The following is a 24,033-nucleotide window of genomic DNA, read 5'->3' on the forward strand; positions in this document are numbered from 1 at the left end:
TTGTAGTATTTACCGCATTATGGAAATCGGTATCACTTTTCAAAGAACTTATAACCCAAGTAAAGGTATATAGTAATACTGACTCGTATGAGGTAATGAATGAAAAGGGAATAGAACAAATGCCAATGATAAAAGACCGCATATGAAATGAAAGCCATGTGCGGTCTTTTATATATAAGTATAGTATTACATAGTCTCGCTAATTTCACTTTCACTATGAGTGTTAGTAGAAATTCTTTTCTTAACTTTAAAGTGATAGTAAGTATAACAAAAAATGATAAACGGTACAGTGCAATAGATTCCTAGTCGTTGTTCTGGGATAAAAATAAGACTGATTAATATAATGCCATACAATCCAAAACCAAGAATTGGTACAAGTGGATAAAGTGGAGTTTTAAATTTTAAGTCTTCTAATTTTCCACCTTCTGCTAAATAATGTTTACGGAAAAAGAATTGAGAGACACAAATTGACATCCAAACAATGATTGTAATGACGCCAGAAATGGAAATTAACCATAAGTAAACTGTTTCAGCAGCTACGACGCTTGTTAACAGAGAAAAAGCAGAAATAGAAATTGTCAAAATTAAAGCGTTTAAAGGTATTCCTCGTGAAGATAATTTTTTTAAAAAAGCCGGAGCCATTTCATTTTTTGATAATGACCAAAGCATGCGAGTTGCAGCGTACAGTCCAGAGTTTGCGACAGAAAGAACAGCAGTAAGAATAACAAAATTCATAATATCAGCTGCATATGGAATACCAATATTATCAAATACAGCAACGAATGGGCTCTTTGTTAATCCTGCTTCTTTCCAAGGAATTAAAGCAACAAGAACAAAGATTGCTAAGACGAAGAAAAACATCGTGCGCCATATAATATTTCTAATAGAACGAGGTAAAGTTTTTGCTGGATCTTCACTTTCACCTGCTGCGATTCCGACAAGTTCTGTACCTTGGAAGGAATAATTGACTGTAACCATTGTTAATAGAATAGCTGCAAGTCCATTTGGGAATAAACCGCCATGATTTACGAAATTTGATAATAACGGGGCTGGTTCGTCGCCTTTTAAGTCAATAAAACCGAACATAGCGGCACCGCCAAGGATAATAAAAGCTATAATGGCAGATACTTTTATACTTGAAAACCAAAATTCTGTTTCTGCATAACTACGAGCAGATAATGCGTTAATCGTGAAGATTGTAACGCCAAATATTAAACACCAAACCCAAACAGGAATATCAGGAAACCAGCGCTGCATTGTAATGCCGGCAGTTGTAAATTCAAGACCGGTCGTATTCGCCCAGCTTAGCCAATACAACCATCCGATTGTAAATCCAGTTGCAGGATTGATGAACTTAGTTGCATATTCCTGAAAAGAGCCTGAAACAGGCATAGCTACAGCGAGCTCACCAAGACATAGCATAACAAAATACATTAATAATCCACCGGCCATAAAGGCAAGTACGGATCCACCAGGTCCAGCTTGACTTATAATAAAACCAGATCCGTTAAATAACCCCGTTCCAATCACACCACCGAGTGCAATCATGAATAAGTGTCTACTTTTCATCGTACGTTTTAATTCATTGTTTGTATTACTTACTTGCGTCATTGTTTTCCTCACTTTCATAGTTGATAGAATGAAGTTTGATGTTTTTCCGTATTGTGGAATGTATTCCGTGATGTGAAATCTTGTTATAATTTTCAGATAATTAAAAAGAAAAGTCAATATTTTTTTGTTCGCGCTTTCAAATTATAGTTCGCAGCATATTTTTATTTTTAGAAAATTGAATAAATGGATTGATTTCATTTCGAATTTTTGTTAAATTGATAGGTAATTGAGCGTACTAACATATTACAAGTGAAGTAGAGGTGAGTTATGGTACAGTCCATTGATCGAGCGATAAGTATTATAAAGTTATTAAATTCTACTAATGAAAAAGAGTATTGGGCCATTTCTGATATAGCGGACAGAACACATCTCCCAGTTAGTACAGTACATAGATTACTTAACTCTCTAATCGAGCATGGGCTAGTTACGCAAATTTCAGAGACGAAACAGTACAAAATTGGACCAATGTGGATGGAAATAGGATTACGACAATTGGAGAAGGTAGACTACAGATCAGTCGCAAGAGAAGTAATGAAGCGTTTGGCTTCTGAAGTAGAAGAAAGTGTCTATTTGAACATTCCAAATGGAACACATTCTATTATCATTGAAAGAATGGATAGCCCTTTAAAAATTCGAGTTATTGATAACTTAGGGGAACAAATTCCACTTTCAATTGGTGCCGCAAATAAAACGATGCTTGCCAATATGAAAACGAATGAAATGGAACATATTGTAGAACATTTACTTTCTTCATTACCAGAACAAAAGCACATTCTTTTAGATCAAATAAAGCAAATAAAAACTGAAGGATATGCGGTAAGTTATGGTGAAAAAACAGAAGGGACAGCTTCAGTAGCTGCACCTATTATCGGATTTAATCATAAAGTAGTAGGAGCATTAAGTGTTGGGTTAATTAGTCATCGCATAAATGATGATCGACTATCTTTTCTTATTAGTAAGGTAAAACAAGCAGCTCATGAAATATCAATAAAAATCGGCAGTACATCAGAACTATAATTTTGATAACTGTCGTCATTTTTTATTCATATAATGGAATTCATTTTCATAATGCGGAAAAATAGGGGGATTTATATGTCAAAGTGGCAATCAAAAGAACAATTGATTCAATTATTAAGCAGTCTTGTTGAAATTCCTAGTATTACAGGTACAGAAGCTGAAGTGATATTGCCAGACTTTGTTGTGGAACAATTATCTGATTTACAGTACTTCAAAGAAAACCCGCATCATTTGCAAAAAAATCCGACGGGGGACGGACGATATTTTGTTACAGCCCTAGTGAAGAAAAGCGATAGTACAAAAAATACCGTAATTCTAGTTAGTCACTTTGATGTTGTAGATGTGCAAGATTACGGAGTTTGGAAAGAAGATGCATTTAATCCTAAAAAGTTAACATCTATGTTTTATTCTCATAAAGATGAATTACCAGACCATGTACGTGAAGATATAGAACAAGGAGATTGGCTGTTTGGCAGAGGAACAATGGATATGAAATGCGGCCTCACATTACAAATGGCAATGATTGAGCAAGCCTGTGAAGGAAGATTTGACGGGAATGTTCTTTTATTAGCTGTTCCAGATGAAGAAGTAAACTCTGTAGGGATGAGGGCTGCTGTTCCAAGACTACTAGAGTTAGCAAGAGAACATAACTTGGATTATAAAACGGTATTAAATTCAGAGCCTATGTTTTCACGACATCCTGGTGACCAAAATAAGTATATTTACACTGGTTCTATTGGTAAAGTGTTACCTGGATTCCTTTGCTACGGAAAAGAGACACATGTAGGTGAGCCATTTGCAGGTTTAAATGGGAGTTATATGGCTGCTTTATTAACGGCTGAATTAGAATTGAATACGGACCTTTGTGATGTTGTAGAAGGAGAAGCGAGTCCTCCTCCAACTAACTTACTTCAACGTGATTTAAAGGAGGATTATTCTGTACAAATTCCGCATCGTGCAGTCACATTATTCAATTTGTTTTTACTGGAAAAAACGATGACAGATGTCGTTTCAATGTTACGTCAAAAAGTAACGAAAGTAGCAGAGAAAATAGAAGAATCATACGAGAAGCAAGCATATCGTTTTTCTAAATATAATCCGTTTATACCGCCTAATATGAAAGTAAATGTATTAACGTATGAAGAGCTTATCGCTTATGCAATTGAACAACATGGGCAAGAGAAAATAGATGATATTCAATCTAGTATAATAAAAAATAGAGAAGATAAAGATGATCGTGCGGTAACAATTGATTTAGTAGATAAACTATCTATTTTATGTAAAGAAAAGGCGCCGATGATTGTACTTTTCTTTGCTCCACCATATTATCCAGCTGTAAGTTCACGCAACAATCCGTTAATTAAAGATGTAGTTGCAGAAATGGAAAAGTATGCTCACTACAATCATAACATTACATTTGAAAAACAAAACTATTTTGGGGGAATTTCAGATTTGAGCTATGTGGGCTTACAGAATCCACTAGATTCAATGAGTTCACTTGTAGACAATATGCCATTATGGGATAAAGGTTATTCGATTCCACTTCAGGATCTAGAAGAGTTTGACGTTCCGGTATTAAATATGGGGCCGGTAGGAAAAGATGCACATCAATGGACAGAACGTTTAGATGTAAATTACGCATTTGAAACGCTATTAGATATGTTACCGAAATGCATTGAAAAATTATTAGTTTCTAATAAAATTACACAATCATAGTAGGGAATAAGGAAGGGATAAAACTAAAATTTCAAAAGAAGATACAAATAAAATTATTGTAGTATAATCAAAAGAACGGACAAACTCAAGTATCTATGAGTTTGTCCGTTTATCATTTAGTGCAAGCGAGAGAGTATGTAATCCACCGTTTTCTAACTAAATTCAAAGCTAACGTGATCTCTTTTATAGTTTTACTTTTTCGTTTGCCCAGATAGTTCAACAGACTTTTGTGTACAGCGCTGCATTGCTGAAATAATTGCAGTTCGTAATCCTTTTTCCTCTAATGTTGCTACAGCTTCTATCGTTGTTCCGCCAGGAGAACAAACCATATCTTTCAATTCACCTGGATGTATGCCTGTTTCTAGTACCATTTTTGCAGAGCCTAACACAGCTTGAGCAGCGAATTTATATGCTTGATTGCGTGGCATACCATCAAGTACAGCGGCGTCTGCCATCGCTTCTATAATCATATATACGTATGCTGGTGAAGAACCGCTTACAGATGTTACAACGTTCATTAATTTCTCGCTTACGATCTCTGTTTGACCAAAGCTATTGAAAATGTTTAGCACATCTTCTAAATCTTTTTCTGTCACCATTTCATTAGGGCATAATGCAGACATTCCTTCTCCAACAAGAGCAGGGGTGTTAGGCATTACTCTTATAACCTTTAATTTTTTAGCAAAAGCTTCTTCAGTACTTTTAATGCTTTTCCCGGCAGCGATCGTTACGATGATAACATCGTTTTTGATTACTTCTTTTATTTCGTTAATGATTGATGTGTATAGGTCTGGTTTAATTGATAAAATTAAAATATCAGCATTTTTAGCTACTTCATTGTTGTCAGTAGTTGTAGTTAGCCCATATTTTTCACTAGCATTTTTTAAATTCGTAGTGTTTAAATCCGAACAAATAATATTATTTGCAGACACTATCTTTTTGTGTAGCATCCCACCAATCATAGCCATTCCCATATTTCCGCAACCGATAAATCCAATTTGTTTATCCATAATAACTCAATCTTGCTCCTTTTATAATAAATTATATCATTTTGAAATTGCTATCTTAAAATAACAATGACATCTTTATGTAATATAAAGAAACATTCTAAGAGAATATATTCCTTTTTGCAACACCAAAAGATAAAAATCAATTATATTCGACATTATGTAAATATATACACTTTAATTTTAGGTTTTATGTTGATGAATATGAGTTAAACTTATATCGATTTGTATTTTCATTCAGTACGGTAATAATTTCATACAAGTAACTTACCGCTCTATTTATTTTTAAAAATACTTCTTGACACCAAATCAAATTATATCGCATAATATAAAAAATTAAACCGAAAATCGTTGAAGGGAAATAGTACATATGTCTTCTTGCGAAAGAGAGTGGAATTCACCGGCTGAAAGATTCCTCGTATAGAATATATCGAACCTATCCCTGAGTCTTAAATGAAAGTTTAGGCGTTCGCCTGCGTTATAGGCGCCAAGTGGATATCTATGTATATCAATTAAGGTGGTACCGCGGAACAATGACCGTTTCGTCCTTTTTATTTTATTAAGGGCGAAGCGGTCATTTTTATTTTGCTCTTTAATAGGCTAGATGCAGCATTGGTGAGAATAGAAGTCGCTGCAAGCCGAATGAATAAAAGTGTAATGTATAAAAAACTTTGATTTTAGACTTGGGGGATACAAAAGTGAAAAAACAACGAATTGTTGTAAAGATTGGGAGCAGTTCTCTAGCAGATAGTCACGGAGGCATTTCTAAAGAACAACTTTCAGATCATGTTGCCGCATTGGCTCGATTGAAAGAGGAAGGGCATGAAGTTTTGTTAATTACATCTGGGGCTGTCGCTGCAGGTTTTTCTGCTCTAGGATATCCTAGCAGACCTGTGACAATTAAAGGAAAACAGGCTGCTGCGGCTGTCGGACAAAGTTTGTTAATGCAGGCGTATACGGAGGAATTTCGTAAATATGGCATCGTTACTGCGCAACTATTACTGACGAGAAGTGATTTTTCTAGAAAAGAACAATATAGTAACGCTTACGCTACTTTAGGAGAGTTACTAAACCGTTCTGCTCTTCCAATCATTAATGAAAATGATTCCATCTCTTTAGAGGAGCTAACGTTCGGTGATAACGATATGCTGTCAGCTTTAGTAAGCGGACTTGTTTCGGCAGATATGCTTATGATTTTTACGGATGTGAACGGTTTATATGACAAAAATCCACAGAAAAATGCGGATGCGAAAAAATATTATTTCCTTCCTGAAGTTACGGAAGAGATTGCTTCTCTTGCAGGAGATGCTGAGTCCAAACTTGGGACTGGCGGTATGAAATCAAAAATTGATGCTGCGAAGACAGCACTTTCTCTTGGCGTGAGTGTATTTATCGGAACAGGACGTGGACAAGAGAAATTTGTAGATGTTTTGAAGGGCAAAGGTGATGGTACGTATGTCGGAAATGCCCCTCAAAAAGAGATGAAGATGAACAAGCAATGGATCGCGTTGCATTCGCTTGTTAGCGGACAAATTGAAGTAGACGCTGGAGCAGCTACTGCTATCATTCAGCATGGTAAGAGTCTTCTTCCTGCTGGCGTTACAAATGTTTCAGGATTTTTCCAAGTTGGCGATGTCGTAGAAGTAATGACGCAACAAGGGCGCGTAATTGGAAAAGGACAATGCACATATAGCGCAGAGGAATTAAGAGAGATAAAAGGTATGCAAAGTCAACATATTCAAGCAAGAGGCGAAAGGCATAATTATGAAGTCATTCATAGAGATTATTGGGTGTCACTTTAAGAATAGTGATGTTAAAAAGGAGGAAATGAAGATGAATGAAGTGTTGGCAAAGGGAAAAAAGGCGAAAGAAATTGCTAGAGAACTTGTACTAAAATCTACAAGTCAAAAAAACGAAGCACTTGCTGCTATTGCTGAAAGGCTAATAGTAGAAACAGCTTATATTGTAGAGGAAAACAAACGTGATATCGAAGAAGGTAAGGCAAAAGGATTTTCTGATTCACTCCTTGATCGACTTATGCTAACTGAACAACGAATTGTTGATATGGCAGAGGGAATTAAGCAGTTAATCGAATTACGTGATCCAGTTGGAGAACGTGTAAGCGAATGGGAGCGACCAAATGGAATATCTATTCAGGAGATGCGTGTACCACTTGGTGTTGTTGGGATGATTTATGAGGCAAGGCCAAATGTAACAGTAGATGCTGCTACAATTTGCTTGAAAACAGGAAACGCAGTTATATTACGTGGTAGTTCTTCTGCTATCAATTCTAACAAAGCCATCGTTTCCGTTATTCACCGAGCGCTTAAACAAACAAGCTTGCCAGAAGAAAGTGTACAGCTTATAGAAGATACGTCGCGGGATAGCGCAAAGCAGTTGTTTACAATGAATGATTACTTAGACGTTCTTATTCCAAGAGGTGGCAAACAATTAATTGATACGGTAGTGAGAGAAGCGTCTGTTCCAGTACTTGAAACAGGTGCGGGAAATTGTCATATTTTCATTGATGAAACAGCGGATAAGCGAATGACAATTGATATTATTATAAATGCAAAAACGCAGCGTCCATCTGTATGTAATGCAATTGAAACGATTGTACTTCATGAGAAGTGGGCGCAGCAATTTGGTAGCGAGCTGTTTTCAACTTTGAAGGAAAAAGGCGTGGAGCTACGTGGTGATCAGAAAGCATTGGCAATCGATTCGTCAATTGTACTTGCTTCAGAAGAAGATTGGGAAACAGAATTTTTATCACTCACGTTGGCAGTGAAAGTAGTTTCTTCTATAGAAGAAGCGATTCATCACATAAATACGTATGGTTCTATGCATTCCGAAGCGATTATTTCAGAAAACGAGGAAAACGTCAGCAAATTCTTCACAGCTGTAGATGCGGCTGCACTGTATCATAATGCATCCACTCGTTTTACTGATGGATCTGAATTCGGATTCGGCGCTGAAATTGGCATCAGTACACAAAAGTTACACGTAAGGGGACCAATGGGACTACCTGCATTAACTTCTACTAAATACGTGATTCGTGGAAATGGACAAATTCGAAAATAATAATAAAAGACACTCAATTTGCTTGGGTGTCTTTTTATTTATTTACCATACAAATAGCCCAACAAGCATAGCGCTTAATAAGGAAACTGCCATTCCGCTAACGAGAAGCTTCCACACATTTTTACCGATTATGGCTGATTTTTCTCCGCCAAATAATGAATTGTAAGTTCCGTAAATCATACCTACTGTACTAAAGTTAGCAAAAGAAGCTAGAAATGTTGTTGCAACCGCAATCGTATGTGGTTGTAAAGACTTTAGGTTTGATTTTAAATCCATCATTGCAACAAATTCATTCGTTGTTATTTTAATCCCCATTAATTCAGCTACATACATCGCATCACTGCCCGATAAACCGAGTAAAAAAGCAAAGGGGCTAAAGATAATGGAGAAGATTTTTTGAATTGTTAAACCTGTGACGAAAAAGCCTAAAATTCCATTTAAACATGCAGTTAATGCCACATAACCAATTACCATAGCTAAAATAACGATAACCATATTCATCCCGACTAACATACTGTTTGAAATAGTAGAAAAGAAATCCTTTTTTTCATCTTTTGAAGGTGTATATACGACATCTTCTTCTTTCGTAACTTCTACAGGATTTAATACATTGGCTAAAATTAATGCGTTAATACAGTTTAAAGGGATAGCGCTGAAAATATATGTTGCTGGAACCATTGATAAATAGGCGCCAAGAATGGATCCGCTAACGCTACTCATACTCATAATTCCAAAAGTCAGCAAACGATTTTCTTTTAAAACGGATAACTGATCACGAACAACCGCAAGTGCTTCGGTGTTTCCTAAAAACATCATTTGAATCGAAAAGAAACTTTCTAACTTTGGTAAACGAGAAATCTTTGAAATAACTGCACCTACTTTATCAATAATCCAAGTTAAGATCCCAAAGTACGAAAGAATATCGAAAAAAGTGATAACGAAAATGATAGGAAGTAATGCACTAAAGAAGAAATCAATGTGTGGACTGTCCATAGCGGAAGGAAAGGCAAACCGAATACCTTCATTCGCACACGATAGTAGCCAACTGAAAAATGACGCGATTTTATTAATGATAATACTGCCGAGCTTCGTGCCTAACATAAACCATGTAATAAAGAGCTCCAATATGATTAGAATAACGATTGGTCTCCATTTTATTTGTTTTTTATTAGGCGAACATAGGAAAACGATTAATATTACAACGAAAATTCCTAACATATTTAATATAAAATGCATATCAACAACTCCTTGAGGCTTATTATTTGTATATAAAAAAGCTCCTATTCTTCTTAATTTAGAATGAATGTGTTTCAACTAAAATTTTATTAATTCTAAAAACATAGAAGGTAAAATTCGATAAAAATAGAATTCAATATATAGTAAACAAGGAGGGGATAAAATGGAGGTCTATCACATAACGAGTAGAAAGAGGGAAACTTACCATGTTCAAGTGAAGTATTCGATACTTTTCGAATGTGCACTTGGCATTGCGGCAATTACTCATAAAAGGTTAATCGATACCCTTGAAAAGAGTCAAAATGAATGGGAAGAAATTAAGGAATCATTAACAGAAGAAATGAGAGAGCACTTACAGTTTGTAGAAGAACATAATACGTGGAAAGCGTTACTTCAGTTGTTGTATAAAGAGGATTTTCAGGACTTAGCACAGTTTCATGCTAAAATCGATTCGCTTTCAGAAGTAGATTTGAAATATATATGCTTACCGTTTTTAGGCGAGAAGTATGAAAAGAAAAGACATTTAGCAGCAAGTGGAGACGTAACTGCAATATATGAACTAGAGGAGCTGACACAAGATCATCAGTTTTTCTCTACGTATATTCGTTTTATATGTAATATCGATGTGCAAAAACTAAAGGACCATTTAGAAGCCGTTATGACAGGGTGGTATGAGAGTGTTATTCAGAAAGAGGAGGAGCAAATACTTTCTATATTACAAAGAGATTATGAAGCGAAAAATGAAATGAATAAAAAGATGAAACCAGAAGAGTTTGTCGAGTGGGCGACTGGTGGTGTGAACTATATGCCAGAACCAAGTGTTCATTATGTACTTCTTATCCCGCAAATGACGTACAGACCGTGGAACATTGAGGCGGATATTGAAGATACGAAAGTATTTCATTACCCAGTCGCAAACGAAAGCATCCATCCTGAAGATCTATATGAACCGAATTATTTTTTAGTTCAAAAACATAAGGCACTTGGGGATGAAGCGAGGCTACGCATTGTAAAAATGTTGTTCGAACAAGAACGGACTTTGCAGGAAATTACAGAAAGACTGCAACTCGGTAAATCGACAGTACACCACCATTTGAAATTGTTACGTGCAGCGAAGTTAGTTGATATACATGAGGGGAAATATGTATTGAGAAAGAAAGCAGTACAGTCGTTAGCGAAAGAATTAGATGCGTTTTTAAATAGATAATATGCAACTAGAATGCACATAGAGGGAGGAATCTAGTAGAAAAGTTGGTGTGTGAAATTGAAAAATGTATTGAAAAACCGTTCGTTCTTTTATATGTGGATTGGCAGTGCAATTTCAGAGTTAGGCGGGGCTTTCGGAACGTTATGTAATTCGATTCTTGTTTACGAATTAACAGGATCAAAAACAGCATTAAGTAGTATGTGGTTATTATATTTTATCCCGTCACTCATACTACAACTAATAAGTGGACCATTTATTGATAAATGGAGCCGGAAGTGGATTATGATTTTTTCGCAATGGGTGCGAGCTTCGATTTTTTTATTGCCGTTAGTCATGTTACTTACTAGTAGTATAGAAGTTTGGCACATATATGTCGTCCAAATAATAATCGGACTTATTACGCCGCTGTATACACCTGCAAGTCAAGCAATTACACCGAGTATTGTAAGTAAAGAACAGCTTCAAGACGCAAATGCGTATATTGATGGAATGGCTCGTCTTATGATGTTTCTTGGGCCCGTATTAGGCGGAGTAATCATTCATTTGATTGGAACAGAACTTACATTATCTTTCGTATGTATTTGTCTATTTGTTAGTGGTACATTATTACTTAATATAAAAGAAAAGAGAACAAAACAATCTATTCGGAAAACGTGGTTAGAACAGTTTCTTCACGGTTTTACATATTTTTTCACAAAACCAGTTATCGTTTGGCTCGGTATTTTTCTTACTTTCGTGCAATTTGGGGTGGGGGTAACGTTGGTTACAAATCTACCTTATATAAAAGATGAGCTTTCAGCGGGGTATGCGGAGTTTGGTTATTTTATGGCTGGTTTCCCGTTTGGCTACGTAGTTGGATCTATACTAGTCGGAAAAGTAACATATAAAAGCCGGCGTATACTTATGCTTGGTGGATTGTTTATAGGAGGACTAACATACATTTCTTTAGGGTTCAATCATAGTATAGTAATTGCGGTGTTCATTGAAGTAGTTGCAGGCATTTGTATTGCATTTTTCAATGTTCATAACACGACAATATGCCAACAAACAGTACCGAACAATATGATAGGGCAAGTATTTTCAGTGCGTTTATTTTTCATACGATCCGCTATGCCGTTAGGTGTGTTATTAGGAGGCATACTGAGTGAAATGTGGGGAGTGAGAGCACTATACTTTATCATCGGTGCGATTATATGTGCCACTTCTTTAATAGGATTATTACTTCCGTATTTCAAATTTTTAGATGAGGCAGTTGAAGAGAAAACGGCATGATTCAAATAATTAAAACTTTTTAATTGAAAATAATTATCATAATCAACTATAATAGAAGAATAGTAGTATTCGTATTATAAAGAGGGAGTGGGATTATATGTTTATTGAAACGAAAACATTTACAGTAAAAGAAGGTACATCAAATATAGTTGTAGAACGTTTCACTGGCGAAGGCATTATTGAAAAATTTGAAGGCTTCATCGACTTAAGCGTTCTTGTGAAAAAAGTAAGACGTGGCGACGAAGAAGTTGTCGTTATGATTCGCTGGGATTCTGAAGAAGCATGGAAAAACTGGGAAACGAGTGAAGAACATTTAGCAGGACATAGAGCGAGTCGTGGTAAACCAAAACCAGATCATATCATTAACGTTGATCACGCAGTTTATTATGTAAAATCATCGAAAGCGGCTTATCAACAGTCGTAATATATAGTCAAAGTTAGAGGATATTTGTTTATTAATAAACAAATATCCTCTTTTTTTGATTTATAGTAAAATATGGATGTAATATATATTTAATTGTTTCATTATAAATGGAGGTAAATGAAGTGAAAAAAATGTTACTAATGGCAGCTTTAGCGACGACATTATTATCAGCATGTAGTAATAATAAAGTGGAAGAAGAAGTATCTAAGAATGAGGAAGAAAAACGTGAAAGTAGTGCAAAAATAGTAGAGCAGAAGGAGTATATTATTCTTGATAAGAATTATAATGAAATATTTCTAAAAGATGATAGCTCAAATAAGGAAGATAGTGTGAAAGTAAGTTTAAATGATTTAAACCCAACAAAATGGAAGGCGCCTAAAAGAAACGGTATCCTAGATATAGGTGATCATATCTCTTTGAAAAAAGAAGAGGGTAAATATACACCAACATTAGTAAAAGATCTTGTTGGTGAAATAAAATATGATGGCACAATTAAATATAAAATTTTAGAAGCGACTGATAAATCAGTAAAGTGGTTACCGCTAAATAAAGAGAACGATGGAGGTGTTGTTCCACCAGACATGGTAAAAGTAATGAATGCTTCGAAAATCAAAGGTGGAGATATTGTTACGATTCAAGATCAAACAAAAAGTAGTGAAGACGCAATTGTATATGAACTGACAATTGTTAAATAAGTATATAGATAAAGATATAAGAGAAGTACAATGTTTTTAGGTAACGAATAACGTCATAATAATATGTTTGGAGGTTACAAATGTTAGCAGCACAAATATTTATTAAACATGAACAACATAAAAAAATAGTGCCAACAATAGTAGCTGAAATCTTATCTATAAATAAGATAAATGGATGTATGCTCATCGGATCTGTCGCAAGAGGTGATGCATATCCTGATTCGGATTTAGACTTCTATATTCTTTTAGAAGACGGACAAAATAAGAAATTTCATTCTGAAACGAGAGAAGAAATTTTAGTTGAATATAAGTATGCAGACGTTAATCAAATACTAGAAAACTTCAAAAACAATCCGATGGAATTATACTCATTTTTAGAAGGGGAAATTTTATTTGATAAAAGAGACGATTTGAAAAAGTTAAAGGAAATAGCTGCATATGAATTTGAAAACTACCATGTTTCTAGCGATAAAATAAAAGGCATTTCTCATTGGTTACATAGTTCGCTAATTAAAATTCAGTCTGCTTTGAAAGCACATGATGAGTTAAAAGCTTCATACATTGTTCATACGTCAACTTGGACATTGTTAGAAGGGATATGGGCTATTAATAACAAGCCTACACCGCCAGCGGGATCTGTTTTAAGGTATATACAAGTGTTGCCTAATAAACCAATTCATTTGGAGGCATTACTTCATAAACTATTTTTAGGGGATACGAAAGAACGTATTGAATCGGCAATCATGTTAATGGAGTGGGTGTTATATAAATGATTTTGTCTAATTCTGTTAATATATCGATATTTTCTGTCGGGTTATCGGTATATCGAAAAGCATTGATGTAAATTTTATACATCGTATAAGTACAAAATAAAAGAGAGTAATCTAGTCTGATTTTCAACTAGATTACGCTCTCTTTAATCCAAGCGAATTTCAAATTCAAGCACAGCTTGATCTTTCCTAAACGGTATATTGAGTTCTTTGAATCGTAAGCTTATTCCAGACAAATTATCAGGAAGAGCAGGAGATACAACGAAATGATGACTCAAATGTCCATCAGTGCCGCCGCCACCTTCTGGCCAGCAGTCATATGTATCATCTATTGATAATTGGAAGAAACTATGAGGCTTAACTTCATTAAAAGCTTCATTCGTGGAATCCCAATCGCTATATAAATAAACTACACTAGCATTTGCGTATTGCCGAATAAAAGTTACGGTATACATAATACCTTTATGTTCATACGTTTTAAAAACAGGTATATGTTTTTTGAATGTAGTTGGTTCTACGCGAGGTTTAAATTCACCTTCGTCCATCATAGAAGAGAACAGTGAATTTAGATAGTCTGGATAAAATCCGTATTGCTTTGCCCATTTATAAATGGCTTCATCATGTGGAAAACCTGGATCACCACCTGAAAGTTCTTTTCGTTCTTTTAATAGGGCACAAATTTTTTCATCGATAGTATATAACCTGTCATCGTAATAATCACTAGGCCGTTCAAAACCCATTCGTTTCATAATCATTCCTCCTTTTCTTTATTTTAACAAAAAAGAAAGTGCGATACATTTTTAAATGTAAATTTAAACTCATTCATAAATCAAATATTGTAGACTTAAAATGAAGTTTGATAACAAGGTCTATTTAGCAGAGGAATTGCTTATGCATAAAATAATATTAATGTATGAATCAAGCAGGTTTCCCATATGATAAAGTACGAAACTATTATAAGTAGTACAGTGAAATCAATAGGAGGTTACCGGTATGACAGCTGTTTTTAAAGATATGGCGTTTCAGTTAAAAACGGAACGACTCGATCTGAATATGTGGGAGGAATCTGATGCAGTTTGGCTGAGACAATTAATTGGTGAACGTGGTGTGGACATGCCTACCATTGAATCTGTTCGTAGCTCTCTTATCGAAATGCGCAAGAAAGCAACTGAAAATGGTATTTCTCTTCTTACTATACGTAGGCGAGAAGAAGGGGATTTCATCGGATACTGTGGCTTAATTATTGGTCGTGCCACGCTTGAAGAGCCGGAGATTGCATATGAGTTGTTCCAAAGAGTTCATCGTAATGGTTATGCGACAGAGGCAGCATCAGCAGTGCTTGAGGCCGCGATCGCTACGGGGCGCCAAAGACTTTGGTCAACTGTAGGCGCTTGGAATACAGCGTCTTTCCGGGTATTAGAAAAGATAGGGTTTCATCGGCATCACAGTACATGGGGGGAGCGCGGTGAGATTGTTTGGAACGTACGCGATCTGTAGAAATCTGACTAAATCCGGAACAAAAAAATGTAAAAGAAAACCTCTATGTTAGGTTACTTAGTAATCTAACATAGAGGTTTTCTTTATTGTAAATATTAATTTTGTATATATTTAAGAGTAATAGTCTGTCGTTTATTTTAATTTTTTACATCGTCGAATAATTGGAGTGCCTCTTTCACATTCAATCCATTCTTCACAATGCCATGAATCGCTTGAATCATCGCAGCAGGATGTTCAGATTGCCATATGTTTCGGCCCATATCTACGCCGATTGCGCCTTCTTGCAGTGCATTGTACGTAATGTTTAATGCGTCTTCAATTGAATCCAGTTTTGGTCCACCAGCAATTACGACTGGGGCAGGGCATGTGCTTGTAATTTTTTCGAACCCTTCGCAGTAATACGTTTTAATAATGTCAGCACCCATTTCAACGCATACGCGGGAAGCAAGTGCTAGAAAGCGAGCTTCACGTTTTTGTAGTTCTTTGGCAACTGCGGTAATGCCGAGTACTGGCAGGCCATAATCGTGAGCTTCTGAAACTACATTTGCGAGATTCGAAACTGTTTGTGTTTCATAGTCTGATCCGACGAAAACAGACACACCTACGCCAATTGCGTTTTGTTTTACTGCTTCTTTTACAGGCGTAACAATTGTCTCATTCGCTAAGTCTTTACCGACGACAGTAGCCCCGCCAGATACACGCATAACCATCGGTGTGCTGCAGTTTTCAGGAATGCAGGAGCTAAGTACACCACGCGTTAAAAAGAGCGAATCCGTATAAGGAAGTAAGTTTTTAACTGTTTCAAGTGGCTGTTCAAGCCCATGAATTGGTCCTAAAAAGTAGCCGTGATCTATCGCTAACATAACCGCTCTGCCATCAGGTAAAATTGTATTTAATCGATTTTTAAATCCCCAAGTCATTCGAAATCACTCCTTCGTTAATGTTGGATTTTCCGTTTGTACCGTATCTTTACTTGGTAAATGTGGTGACTTAATAAAAACTGCTTTAAAAGGTTTGTCAGAATGGTTAATAAGATAGTGAGATTCATGAGGACGAACTTGCAGGACATCACCTTGTTTAATTGGAACTCTTTCGTTATTCACATAGAAATCTATTTCACCTTCTAATGCATAAAAGACCTCTTCGCACGTCGTATGATAATGGTTTTGAAACTCCTGCCCAGGCTGAATGACAACAAGGCCAAGATCAATATTTGGACCTTGTATTAAATATTTGGGCCCGTTATCACCGAATCGATAGGAGAAGTCATTTTCATTCGCTTTTAACATACAGTTCACTCCTTTATGTAATGTGTTACAGTGCACCAGGCGCAATCCACATATGTGAGGTGAGCCCTTTATCAGCTAAAGCGAGCTGACTGTCATATACAGTTTTCCATGTTTCATAGAACTCTTTATATAGTTCGTGATTTTCAGTAACTGGTTCGAATGTTTGCTCCCACTGTACAAACTCTTCGGCAGTTTCTTCCATAGATGAATATATGCCAGCGCCAAATCCAGCAGCAATCGCAGTTCCTAAAGCAGCTGCTTCTTTCACAACAGGTACTTTTACAGGAATACCAAGGACGTCCGATAAAATTTGTGGCCATAGTTTTCCTTTAGCAGCACCGCCAGCAAAAATGACTTCAGAAGGGAATGTCCCTGTGAGATTTTCTATTAATTTTAAGTTGCCAAGTGTAACAAAGGCAGCATTTTCTTCAATAGCACGGAACAGTTCTTTTTTTCCGCATTTGTCAGCATCTAAACTTAAATTTAAAAAAGAAGGTGCGGCATGACGCCAAGAAATGTAGTTCATAACATTTGAAAAGGTAGGGATAATGCCATGTGAACCAACAGGTACGTCTTTCGCTTGTTCTTCTAATAATGCATAAGCATCTACACCGAGTTTGTCAGCAAGTTTCTTTTCCTCATGGCAAAAAGCGTCTCGAAACCAGCGCATAACAAGGCCTGGGAAAAAGGCAATCGTTTCATATTGCCAAAGGTTAGGTACGACGTGACAATTTACCCGAATGGAAGCATGTGGATCTGTTTTTGGTTCTGTAACATTGACTTCTTGTTGCCAAAAACTACCTCCGCATATTAACGTTTGATTAGGTTTCACGACTCCTGTTCCAAGTGAGGCCATTTGTGCATCTCCGCCCCCGGCGACGACAGGAATTCCTTCACATAATCCAGTTAATGTTGCACACTCTTTTGTGACGTTGCCAATTACTGTACCAGCTTCATTTACTGTTGGTGAAAATGGCAAAGTTAGACCGCACTCGATAGCGACATCGTTATCCCATACTCTATTTTGTAGGTCAAAAATACCGGATGTACATCCGTTTGAAGGGTCGATTTGTAGTACGCCGCTTAGTTTATATAATATCCAATCGTTTAACATCGTAAAAGAATGAATATTACTATAGACGTCTGGTTCATGTTTTTTAATCCAAAGTAGTCGAGGTAAAGCACCTAATGAAAAAGTTTGACCAGATCTAGTATATAAACCTTCTTCAAGATGTGATCGTATTTCTTTTAGCTCACTAACTTCAGCGGATGCACGTCCATCAACATTTGCGCAAGCCCATATTTCTTGCCCACCTTTATCATATAAAACAAAACCTTCTCGCATACTAGTAGCGCTAATAGCTAGAATAGAAGAGGGCGTGACATTACTTCTTTGTAAAACTTCTTTCGTGCACTGTTGTACTAGCTTCCAGTTTTCTATTACATCAAAATTCATAGAACCCGGGTAACGAGGATTCGTGTTATGAACCCATTCTTTTTGACTGACCGCAATTTGATTACCTAATAAATCAAAAAGAACAGCTCGAATGCTTCCTGTACCAGCATCAAAAGCTAATAAATGAGACATTAACAATCACCATCCTTTCGTAATAAGGAGAGGGCCGTTTCCTCATCGGTAATTAATGTATGAATGAACTTTCCTTTTAAGGCACCATAAATTGCATCTATCTTTTCTATACCTCCAGCAACACCAACGACATGTTTCATTTTGCGCAGAATCGAGAGCGGCGTACCAATTAGTCGATTATGATGTGGGAGCTTTAATAAATCACCATTCGTATTATAAAACTGCCCTAAAATATCGCCAGCACCGTTTTGACTACGAATATATGTCATCTCACGTAGTGTTAATTTTTCTTCTTTTACAATAGTTGCGTCTTGGGATAGCCCGCCAATACCAACAACTGCTGTATGAGCAAGTGAAGCGACATGAAGCATATCTTTTACACTCGGTTCTGATAGAATACTTTGTGCCATTTCGGTTGTAGATGCTAGAAACGGCGTAGGGATAATGTGAAAATCGCCTTGCATGTAGTGAAAATAGTTTTGTTTTCTCGGGAGATAGTGATTTACTCCGCCTGTTAGCGTTACAATTGAAAGGTTGATAGAAGTTTCAAAATGAATGTTTTCTAGCATTTTGCTAATTGTTTCTCCCCAGCCAATACCGAGTAAATCGCCTTGCTGGAGATGAGTTTCTAAATATTGTGCAGCAGCTTTTCCGAGAGAAGCGTGATAATTGTTTACTGGGGTAGGGATAATAAAAGCATCTTTTAAGTGGAATTTTTTCATTAGGTCACGCTCAATACTTAAACAGTGCAAACCAGTCCCTTTTACGTGAAATGTAACGATACCTTCACTCCGCGCCTTATCTAATAATCGGACAACTTTATTTCTTGAAATGTGAAGAAGTGAAGCAATTTCCTGTTGTGTTAATTGGTCTTTATAATAATACCAAGCTACTTTAGTTAATAAATTCTCTTCAAAGTTCAGCTGTGTCATACGCGTCATCCCTTTCAACAATTGACCACTGCTTAAACATATGTGCCATATATTTTGTTTATTCCAGTTGAAACGATTAATTGTCTGATGAAAAAAGTGTTCTAGATATGAAAAAAGAAATATACAATGCTACAAAACAAGTAGAACAAATAATCATTTTCTCAAAAAATGTTCTGGATGAAGGCAGGTGACATCATGTGGAGAACGTACCTTTATTACATGTAAAGAGAATGAGTAAGGCGTTTTCAAATCAACATGTGTTAAAAGAGGTGAACTTACAAGTAGAGCGTGGCGATATATACGCTTTAGTTGGAGGAAATGGTGCTGGAAAATCAACATTAATGAAAATATTAACGGGGTTATATTCGTATGATAGTGGAGAAATGTATGTAAAAGGAATGAGGAAACAGTTTGTAAATCCGGAAAAAGCACACCGAGAAGGGATTTACTTAATACCACAAGAACCACTCATTTTTCCGCATATGACCATTGAAGAAAATATATGTATCGGACTAAAAGGGAAGAAAAAGGAATTAAAAGTAAAGATTCAGCAATTGATTGACAGTTTAAGATGGGATATTGACCTTAAAGAATTAGGAGGATCACTATCCATTGCGCAGCAACAGTTAGTAGAAATCGTTAGAGGATTAATACGGGAAGCCGAGATTCTTATTTTAGATGAGCCAACATCGACATTAACAACTCACGAAATAAAGAGTCTTTTTGTGCTGATGAAAAGCTTACAAGAAAAAGGAATTGGAATGATATATATTACGCATCGCTTTCCAGAAATCTTTGAAATTGCCAACAAAGTAGCGATATTACGTGATGGAATGATTGTAAGCCAAGGTGATGTATGTGACTATACATATGACATGCTAATGGAGGGGTTATTGCCGAAAGGGTATAAACAAGAAGAGAAAAGAGAAATAGTGCAAGAGACAAAAGAAACGAAAAAAATATTAGAAGTAATTGATATAACGAGTCACGCATTCGAAAATATATCATTTACTGTACATGCTGGAGAGATTGTAGGAATTGCTGGCATTGTTGGATCAGGCAGAACGGAATTAGCAGAAGCCATATTTGGATTGAAGTCTATAAAATTAGGTTCTATTTTATTAGAAGGAAAATCAATTGATTCATGCTCTTTGCATAAAAGACTTAGCGAGGGATTAGTTTATGTGCCAGAGGATAGAGCAAGAAATGGTATTTTCTCAATTGCATCGGTTAAAGAAAATATGACTGCAGCAAGTTTACATCAGAATAGTCGATTTTTCATTAACCAAGAAAAAGAAAGCGCTTTATTGAAGGCGTATATAGAACAGTTTCGAATTGTTGTACGAAGCATGGATGAAGTTCTAGCATCTTTATCGGGAGGTAATCAGCAAAAAGTCGTGCTTGCAAAATATCTTGCGTGTAATCCGAAAATTATTATTCTTGATGAACCGACTCGCGGAATTGATGCGAAAGCAAGGATTGAAGTATATGAGACGATAGAAAAAATGAAAAGAGAAGGACTCGCAATAGTATTAATCTCTTCCGATGTTGAAGAAATCGTTCAATTAGTAAATCGTGTATATGTAATGCGAAATGGACATTTTGTTTCTCATTTAGAGAAACAAAATATGACTGTAGATAAAGTTACACGTCTTGCATACGGAGGTGTAACGGAATGAAACGTATGTATAAAATGCATGAAACGTCTATCATACTGTTACTACTAATTTATATAGCTATTGTAGGAATGATAAACCCTAGTTTTATTCAATTTAACTCGTTATCTTTACTGATGAAATCAAGTGTTATTTTAGTCGTTCTAGCAATCGGCCAATCTTTCGTCTTATTTACGAAAAATATAGACGTATCAGTTGGCTCGATTATGGGATTAAGTGCAGCTGTTTGTGGGATGTTGTTAACGGATGGATATAATGCATTCTTGTCAATACTTGCTGCTATTATACTTGGGGCCATTATCGGTTTCGTAAATGGTATTGGAGTTGCGAAGTTTCGGGTACCAGCCATTATTATGACATTAGGTATGTTAGGAATTATTAGAGGTGCGATGTTAATTTTCACAGGCGGGAAGTGGATTGAAGATATTCCAAACGATTTTAAGCAGCTGTCATCTATCGTCATTCTTGGCTTGCCCATAACTGTATGGTTCGTTCTTATTATTTTACTACTACTATATTTCTTTTTAAGGAAAGTACCATACGGAAGATATTTCTATGCAGTAGGTGATAATGAAGATGGTGCGAGACTTATTGGGATACCAGTAAATAAAGTGAAGATCTATGCGTTTATTATATCGGGCATAAGTGCCGGGCTTGCTGGTTGTATATTTGTTATGAATATCGGGTTCGTTCCTAATCAAACGGGTACAGGATTAGAATTACAAGTAATTGCAGCCGCTGTACTTGGAGGAATTCATTTAAAAGGGGGAACAGGATCTATTTTTGGAGCCGCATTAGGAGCATTATTTTTAGAGGCGATAAGCAGTTCACTCGTCTTTTTAAAAATACCAGCATTTTGGAATAATGCTATTTTGGGCTTTTTATTATTACTTATCATCATATTGGATAGTGTTATGAAAAAGTGGAAGGCAGAAAGGAGGATGAATCTATGAAGTATTTTTACAGATGGGAAGGTGTTCTAATTGTATTACTTCTTATAGAATTCATTCTCTTTAGTTTAATCAATAGTGATTTTTTAAACGTTAGTAATCTCTTATTTAGTACAAATGATTTTCTATTTATAGCAATCGCGGCGATACCAATGACTTTTGTTATTGTAACAGGCGGGATTGATGTTTCTGTAGGATCTATTATGGGGCTAACTTCGATTATAATTGGTGTACTTTGGATGAATGGGATACCTATTTTACTAGCAGTTATAATAGCTCTTATAATTAGTTGTTTAGCAGGAGCTTTCAACGGAATCATTATAAAAATGACAGATGTAGAGCCACTTGTCGTTACACTCGGAACGATGTTTTTATACGGAGGAATTGCACTCGTCATTTCAGGAGGGGCAGGTGCTTCTGGATATGAAGGGATAAGTGGTTTACCTGACGTATTTGTACACCTGGCAAACGGTAGTTTTATAGGAATACCGAATTTACTATGGCTACTGATTATAGTAACGATTTTATGCACTGTATTGTTTCACCGCACCATATATGGGCGCCAAGTTAAACTAACAGGTGCGAATGAAAATGCAGCAAAATACACCGGGATTAAAACGAAAAAAGTAGTCATCATCGCTTACATACTTTCTGGGTTAGGAGGTGGATTAGGGGGCGTTTTCTTAACTGCTTATTTCGGTTCTGCACGTGCTGATATAGGAAGTGAAACAATTTTACCAATCATTACGGCAGTCGTATTAGGCGGGACACTAATTACAGGGGGAAAAGGAAGTATTATCGGTACAGTACTCGCTAGTATTTTCATTGGACTTATGCAGTACGGTCTACAAATGATAGGTTTAACAAATGAACAATCCAACGTAGTAATTGGTATTATTCTTATTCTTTCAGTTATTATGCGACATTTCAAATTACATCAATTCACAATGGGGAAAAGAAGGAATTTGCATAAGGAGGAAATGTCATGAAGAGAAAACTGGGGATTGTATTCATTGTATGCATTTGTTTAATTGGTTTAATAGCTTGTTCTAGTCAGACGGCAGATAAGAAAAAAGCGGATGATGTGAAATTTGCATTTATCCCGAAATTAACTGGAGTTGGCTTCTTTACATCAGGTGGTGAAGGAGCAAAAGAGATGGGGGATAAGCTAGGTGTCCAAGTAAAATATGATGGACCATCTGAAGCGAGTGTTTCGGGGCAAGTAAAATATATAAACAATTTCATTAACCAAAATTATGATGCACTTATGGTTTCTTCTACGTCAGTAGATGGTCTATCCCAATCATTACAACGTGCTAAGAAAAAAGGAATGACTGTTTTAACGTGGGATTCTGATGTGAATCCGAAAGATCGTTCATTTTATATAAGCCAAGGAACACCAGACCAACTTGCTAACTTATTAATTGAAATGACTTCCAAACAAATTGGAGATAAAGGAAAAGTAGCATTCTTTTATTCTAGCCCAACAGTAACAGATCAAAACCAATGGGTAACGAAAGCGAAAGAAATTATTAAAAAGAAATATCCGAATTGGGAAATTGTAACGACGCAGTACGGTGAAAATAATGCGCAAAAGTCTTTATCTGTAGGAGAGAACATTTTAAAAACGTATCCAGATATTAATGCAGTCATTTGTCCAGATGCAACGGCACTTCCGGCGATGGCACAAGCAGCTGAAAACTTAAAAATGGATAAAAAAGTCGTTGTAACAGGGTTTTCTACACCGAATGTTATGCGTGATTATGTAAAACGAGGAACAGTACAGCAATTCGGATTATGGGATGTAAAACAACAAGGTGCACTCGCAACGTATGTAGCAAATGAAATAGTAGTAAAAGGAAAGAAGTTAAAAGTAGGGGATAGCTTTGAAGTAGAAGGAATCGGAAAAGTGAAAGTAGAGCCAAACTCTATTCAAGGATATGATTATGAGGCAGAAGGAAACGGAATTATCGTACTACCAGAACGAGTTGTATTTACAAAGGATAATATTGATAAATATAATTTCTAGTAACAAAAAAACGTCCGAATATATCGGACGTTTTCA

Annotated in this window: 22 protein-coding genes and 1 other annotated feature; of the genes, 14 read left to right on the forward strand and 8 right to left on the reverse strand. The window is 36.1% G+C overall.

Annotation, left to right across the window (positions count from 1 at the left end; all coding sequences use genetic code 11):
- Positions 1-186: 186 nt before the first annotated feature.
- Positions 187-1,611 (reverse strand): amino acid permease, encoded by a 1,425-nt coding sequence (locus tag QEP67_RS12905; RefSeq protein ID WP_000195554.1) that lies wholly within the window; start codon positions 1,609-1,611, stop codon positions 187-189.
- A 267-nt stretch (positions 1,612-1,878) separates the two neighbouring features.
- Between QEP67_RS12905 and QEP67_RS12910 the strand changes: the two genes are divergently transcribed.
- Positions 1,879-2,628, forward strand: coding sequence for an IclR family transcriptional regulator (locus tag QEP67_RS12910; protein ID WP_000250770.1), 750 nt, complete (start codon positions 1,879-1,881; stop codon positions 2,626-2,628).
- 75 nt (positions 2,629-2,703) lie between these two features.
- A complete protein-coding gene (locus QEP67_RS12915; protein ID WP_098056991.1) occupies positions 2,704-4,344 on the forward strand; it encodes a M20 family metallopeptidase in 1,641 nt (546 codons plus the stop codon).
- Between the two features lie 191 nt (positions 4,345-4,535).
- Here QEP67_RS12915 and proC read toward each other — a convergent pair whose 3' ends face one another.
- Entirely contained in the window at positions 4,536-5,354 is an 819-nt protein-coding gene (gene proC, locus QEP67_RS12920) for a pyrroline-5-carboxylate reductase (RefSeq protein WP_061673313.1), read from the reverse strand.
- A gap of 339 nt (positions 5,355-5,693) precedes the next feature.
- Positions 5,694-5,904: a binding site (T-box leader), on the forward strand.
- Between the two features lie 145 nt (positions 5,905-6,049).
- Here proC and proB point away from each other — a divergent pair.
- Together proB and QEP67_RS12930 are read left to right on the forward strand one after the other, a co-directional pair.
- Positions 6,050-7,153 carry a glutamate 5-kinase gene (gene proB / locus QEP67_RS12925; protein WP_353706608.1) on the forward strand — a complete coding sequence of 368 codons (1,104 nt, stop codon included), beginning with the start codon at positions 6,050-6,052 and terminating at the stop codon, positions 7,151-7,153.
- A 31-nt stretch (positions 7,154-7,184) separates the two neighbouring features.
- Positions 7,185-8,432 carry a glutamate-5-semialdehyde dehydrogenase gene (locus QEP67_RS12930; protein WP_353706609.1) on the forward strand — a complete coding sequence of 416 codons (1,248 nt, stop codon included), beginning with the start codon at positions 7,185-7,187 and terminating at the stop codon, positions 8,430-8,432.
- Positions 8,433-8,474: 42 nt separating this feature from the next.
- Here QEP67_RS12930 and QEP67_RS12935 read toward each other — a convergent pair whose 3' ends face one another.
- Positions 8,475-9,668 carry a nucleoside transporter C-terminal domain-containing protein gene (locus QEP67_RS12935; RefSeq protein ID WP_000545486.1) on the reverse strand — a complete coding sequence of 398 codons (1,194 nt, stop codon included), beginning with the start codon at positions 9,666-9,668 and terminating at the stop codon, positions 8,475-8,477.
- A 163-nt stretch (positions 9,669-9,831) separates the two neighbouring features.
- On the opposite strand from QEP67_RS12935, the gene QEP67_RS12940 reads away from it, so the two are divergent.
- The 5 genes from QEP67_RS12940 to QEP67_RS12960 all read left to right on the forward strand — a co-directional run bounded on the left by QEP67_RS12940 (position 9,832) and on the right by QEP67_RS12960 (position 14,039).
- A complete protein-coding gene (locus QEP67_RS12940; protein WP_000454540.1) occupies positions 9,832-10,875 on the forward strand; it encodes a metalloregulator ArsR/SmtB family transcription factor in 1,044 nt (347 codons plus the stop codon).
- Positions 10,876-10,932: 57 nt separating this feature from the next.
- Positions 10,933-12,147: an MFS transporter gene (locus QEP67_RS12945; protein ID WP_046954291.1), complete on the forward strand. Its 1,215-nt coding sequence runs from the start codon at positions 10,933-10,935 to the stop codon at positions 12,145-12,147.
- Between the two features lie 97 nt (positions 12,148-12,244).
- On the forward strand, positions 12,245-12,571 hold the full coding sequence (gene hmoA, locus QEP67_RS12950; RefSeq protein WP_046954187.1) for a heme-degrading monooxygenase HmoA: 327 nt from the start codon (positions 12,245-12,247) through the stop codon (positions 12,569-12,571).
- 107 nt (positions 12,572-12,678) lie between these two features.
- Positions 12,679-13,266, forward strand: a complete 588-nt coding sequence (locus tag QEP67_RS12955; protein ID WP_081252657.1) for a hypothetical protein — start codon at positions 12,679-12,681, stop codon at positions 13,264-13,266.
- 80 nt (positions 13,267-13,346) lie between these two features.
- Entirely contained in the window at positions 13,347-14,039 is a 693-nt protein-coding gene (locus QEP67_RS12960) for a nucleotidyltransferase domain-containing protein (protein ID WP_353706610.1), read from the forward strand.
- Between the two features lie 143 nt (positions 14,040-14,182).
- Here QEP67_RS12960 and QEP67_RS12965 read toward each other — a convergent pair whose 3' ends face one another.
- Positions 14,183-14,791: a hypothetical protein gene (locus tag QEP67_RS12965; RefSeq protein WP_080482905.1), complete on the reverse strand. Its 609-nt coding sequence runs from the start codon at positions 14,789-14,791 to the stop codon at positions 14,183-14,185.
- Positions 14,792-15,029: 238 nt separating this feature from the next.
- On the opposite strand from QEP67_RS12965, the gene QEP67_RS12970 reads away from it, so the two are divergent.
- On the forward strand, positions 15,030-15,533 hold the full coding sequence (locus QEP67_RS12970; RefSeq protein WP_000127644.1) for a GNAT family N-acetyltransferase: 504 nt from the start codon (positions 15,030-15,032) through the stop codon (positions 15,531-15,533).
- A gap of 137 nt (positions 15,534-15,670) precedes the next feature.
- Here QEP67_RS12970 and lsrF read toward each other — a convergent pair whose 3' ends face one another.
- The 4 genes from lsrF to QEP67_RS12990 are packed head-to-tail and all read right to left on the reverse strand — an operon-like array spanning position 15,671 to position 19,342.
- Positions 15,671-16,453 carry a 3-hydroxy-5-phosphonooxypentane-2,4-dione thiolase gene (gene lsrF, locus QEP67_RS12975; RefSeq protein ID WP_000219775.1) on the reverse strand — a complete coding sequence of 261 codons (783 nt, stop codon included), beginning with the start codon at positions 16,451-16,453 and terminating at the stop codon, positions 15,671-15,673.
- A gap of 6 nt (positions 16,454-16,459) precedes the next feature.
- Positions 16,460-16,822, reverse strand: coding sequence for a cupin domain-containing protein (locus QEP67_RS12980; protein WP_000909987.1), 363 nt, complete (start codon positions 16,820-16,822; stop codon positions 16,460-16,462).
- Positions 16,823-16,847: 25 nt separating this feature from the next.
- Positions 16,848-18,410 carry an autoinducer-2 kinase gene (gene lsrK, locus QEP67_RS12985; RefSeq protein ID WP_071742376.1) on the reverse strand — a complete coding sequence of 521 codons (1,563 nt, stop codon included), beginning with the start codon at positions 18,408-18,410 and terminating at the stop codon, positions 16,848-16,850.
- Positions 18,410-19,342, reverse strand: coding sequence for a sugar-binding transcriptional regulator (locus QEP67_RS12990; protein ID WP_000192710.1), 933 nt, complete (start codon positions 19,340-19,342; stop codon positions 18,410-18,412). The genes lsrK and QEP67_RS12990 overlap by 1 nt, the downstream gene beginning before the upstream one ends.
- A gap of 197 nt (positions 19,343-19,539) precedes the next feature.
- Here QEP67_RS12990 and QEP67_RS12995 point away from each other — a divergent pair, with 197 nt between their 5' ends.
- The 4 genes from QEP67_RS12995 to lsrB are packed head-to-tail and all read left to right on the forward strand — an operon-like array spanning position 19,540 to position 23,997.
- A complete protein-coding gene (locus tag QEP67_RS12995; RefSeq protein WP_074650700.1) occupies positions 19,540-21,021 on the forward strand; it encodes a sugar ABC transporter ATP-binding protein in 1,482 nt (493 codons plus the stop codon).
- On the forward strand, positions 21,018-21,971 hold the full coding sequence (locus tag QEP67_RS13000; RefSeq protein WP_353706611.1) for a sugar ABC transporter permease: 954 nt from the start codon (positions 21,018-21,020) through the stop codon (positions 21,969-21,971). Before QEP67_RS12995 ends, QEP67_RS13000 begins: the two co-directional genes overlap by 4 nt.
- Positions 21,968-22,957: an autoinducer 2 import system permease LsrD gene (locus QEP67_RS13005; RefSeq protein ID WP_074650691.1), complete on the forward strand. Its 990-nt coding sequence runs from the start codon at positions 21,968-21,970 to the stop codon at positions 22,955-22,957. The genes QEP67_RS13000 and QEP67_RS13005 overlap by 4 nt, the downstream gene beginning before the upstream one ends.
- Positions 22,954-23,997 (forward strand): autoinducer 2 ABC transporter substrate-binding protein LsrB, encoded by a 1,044-nt coding sequence (gene lsrB, locus QEP67_RS13010; RefSeq protein ID WP_000823634.1) that lies wholly within the window; start codon positions 22,954-22,956, stop codon positions 23,995-23,997. The genes QEP67_RS13005 and lsrB overlap by 4 nt, the downstream gene beginning before the upstream one ends.
- Positions 23,998-24,033: the final 36 nt, after the last annotated feature.

This window comes from Bacillus cereus group sp. MS39 (genome assembly GCF_040448665.1).
Classification (GTDB): domain Bacteria; phylum Bacillota; class Bacilli; order Bacillales; family Bacillaceae_G; genus Bacillus_A; species Bacillus_A wiedmannii.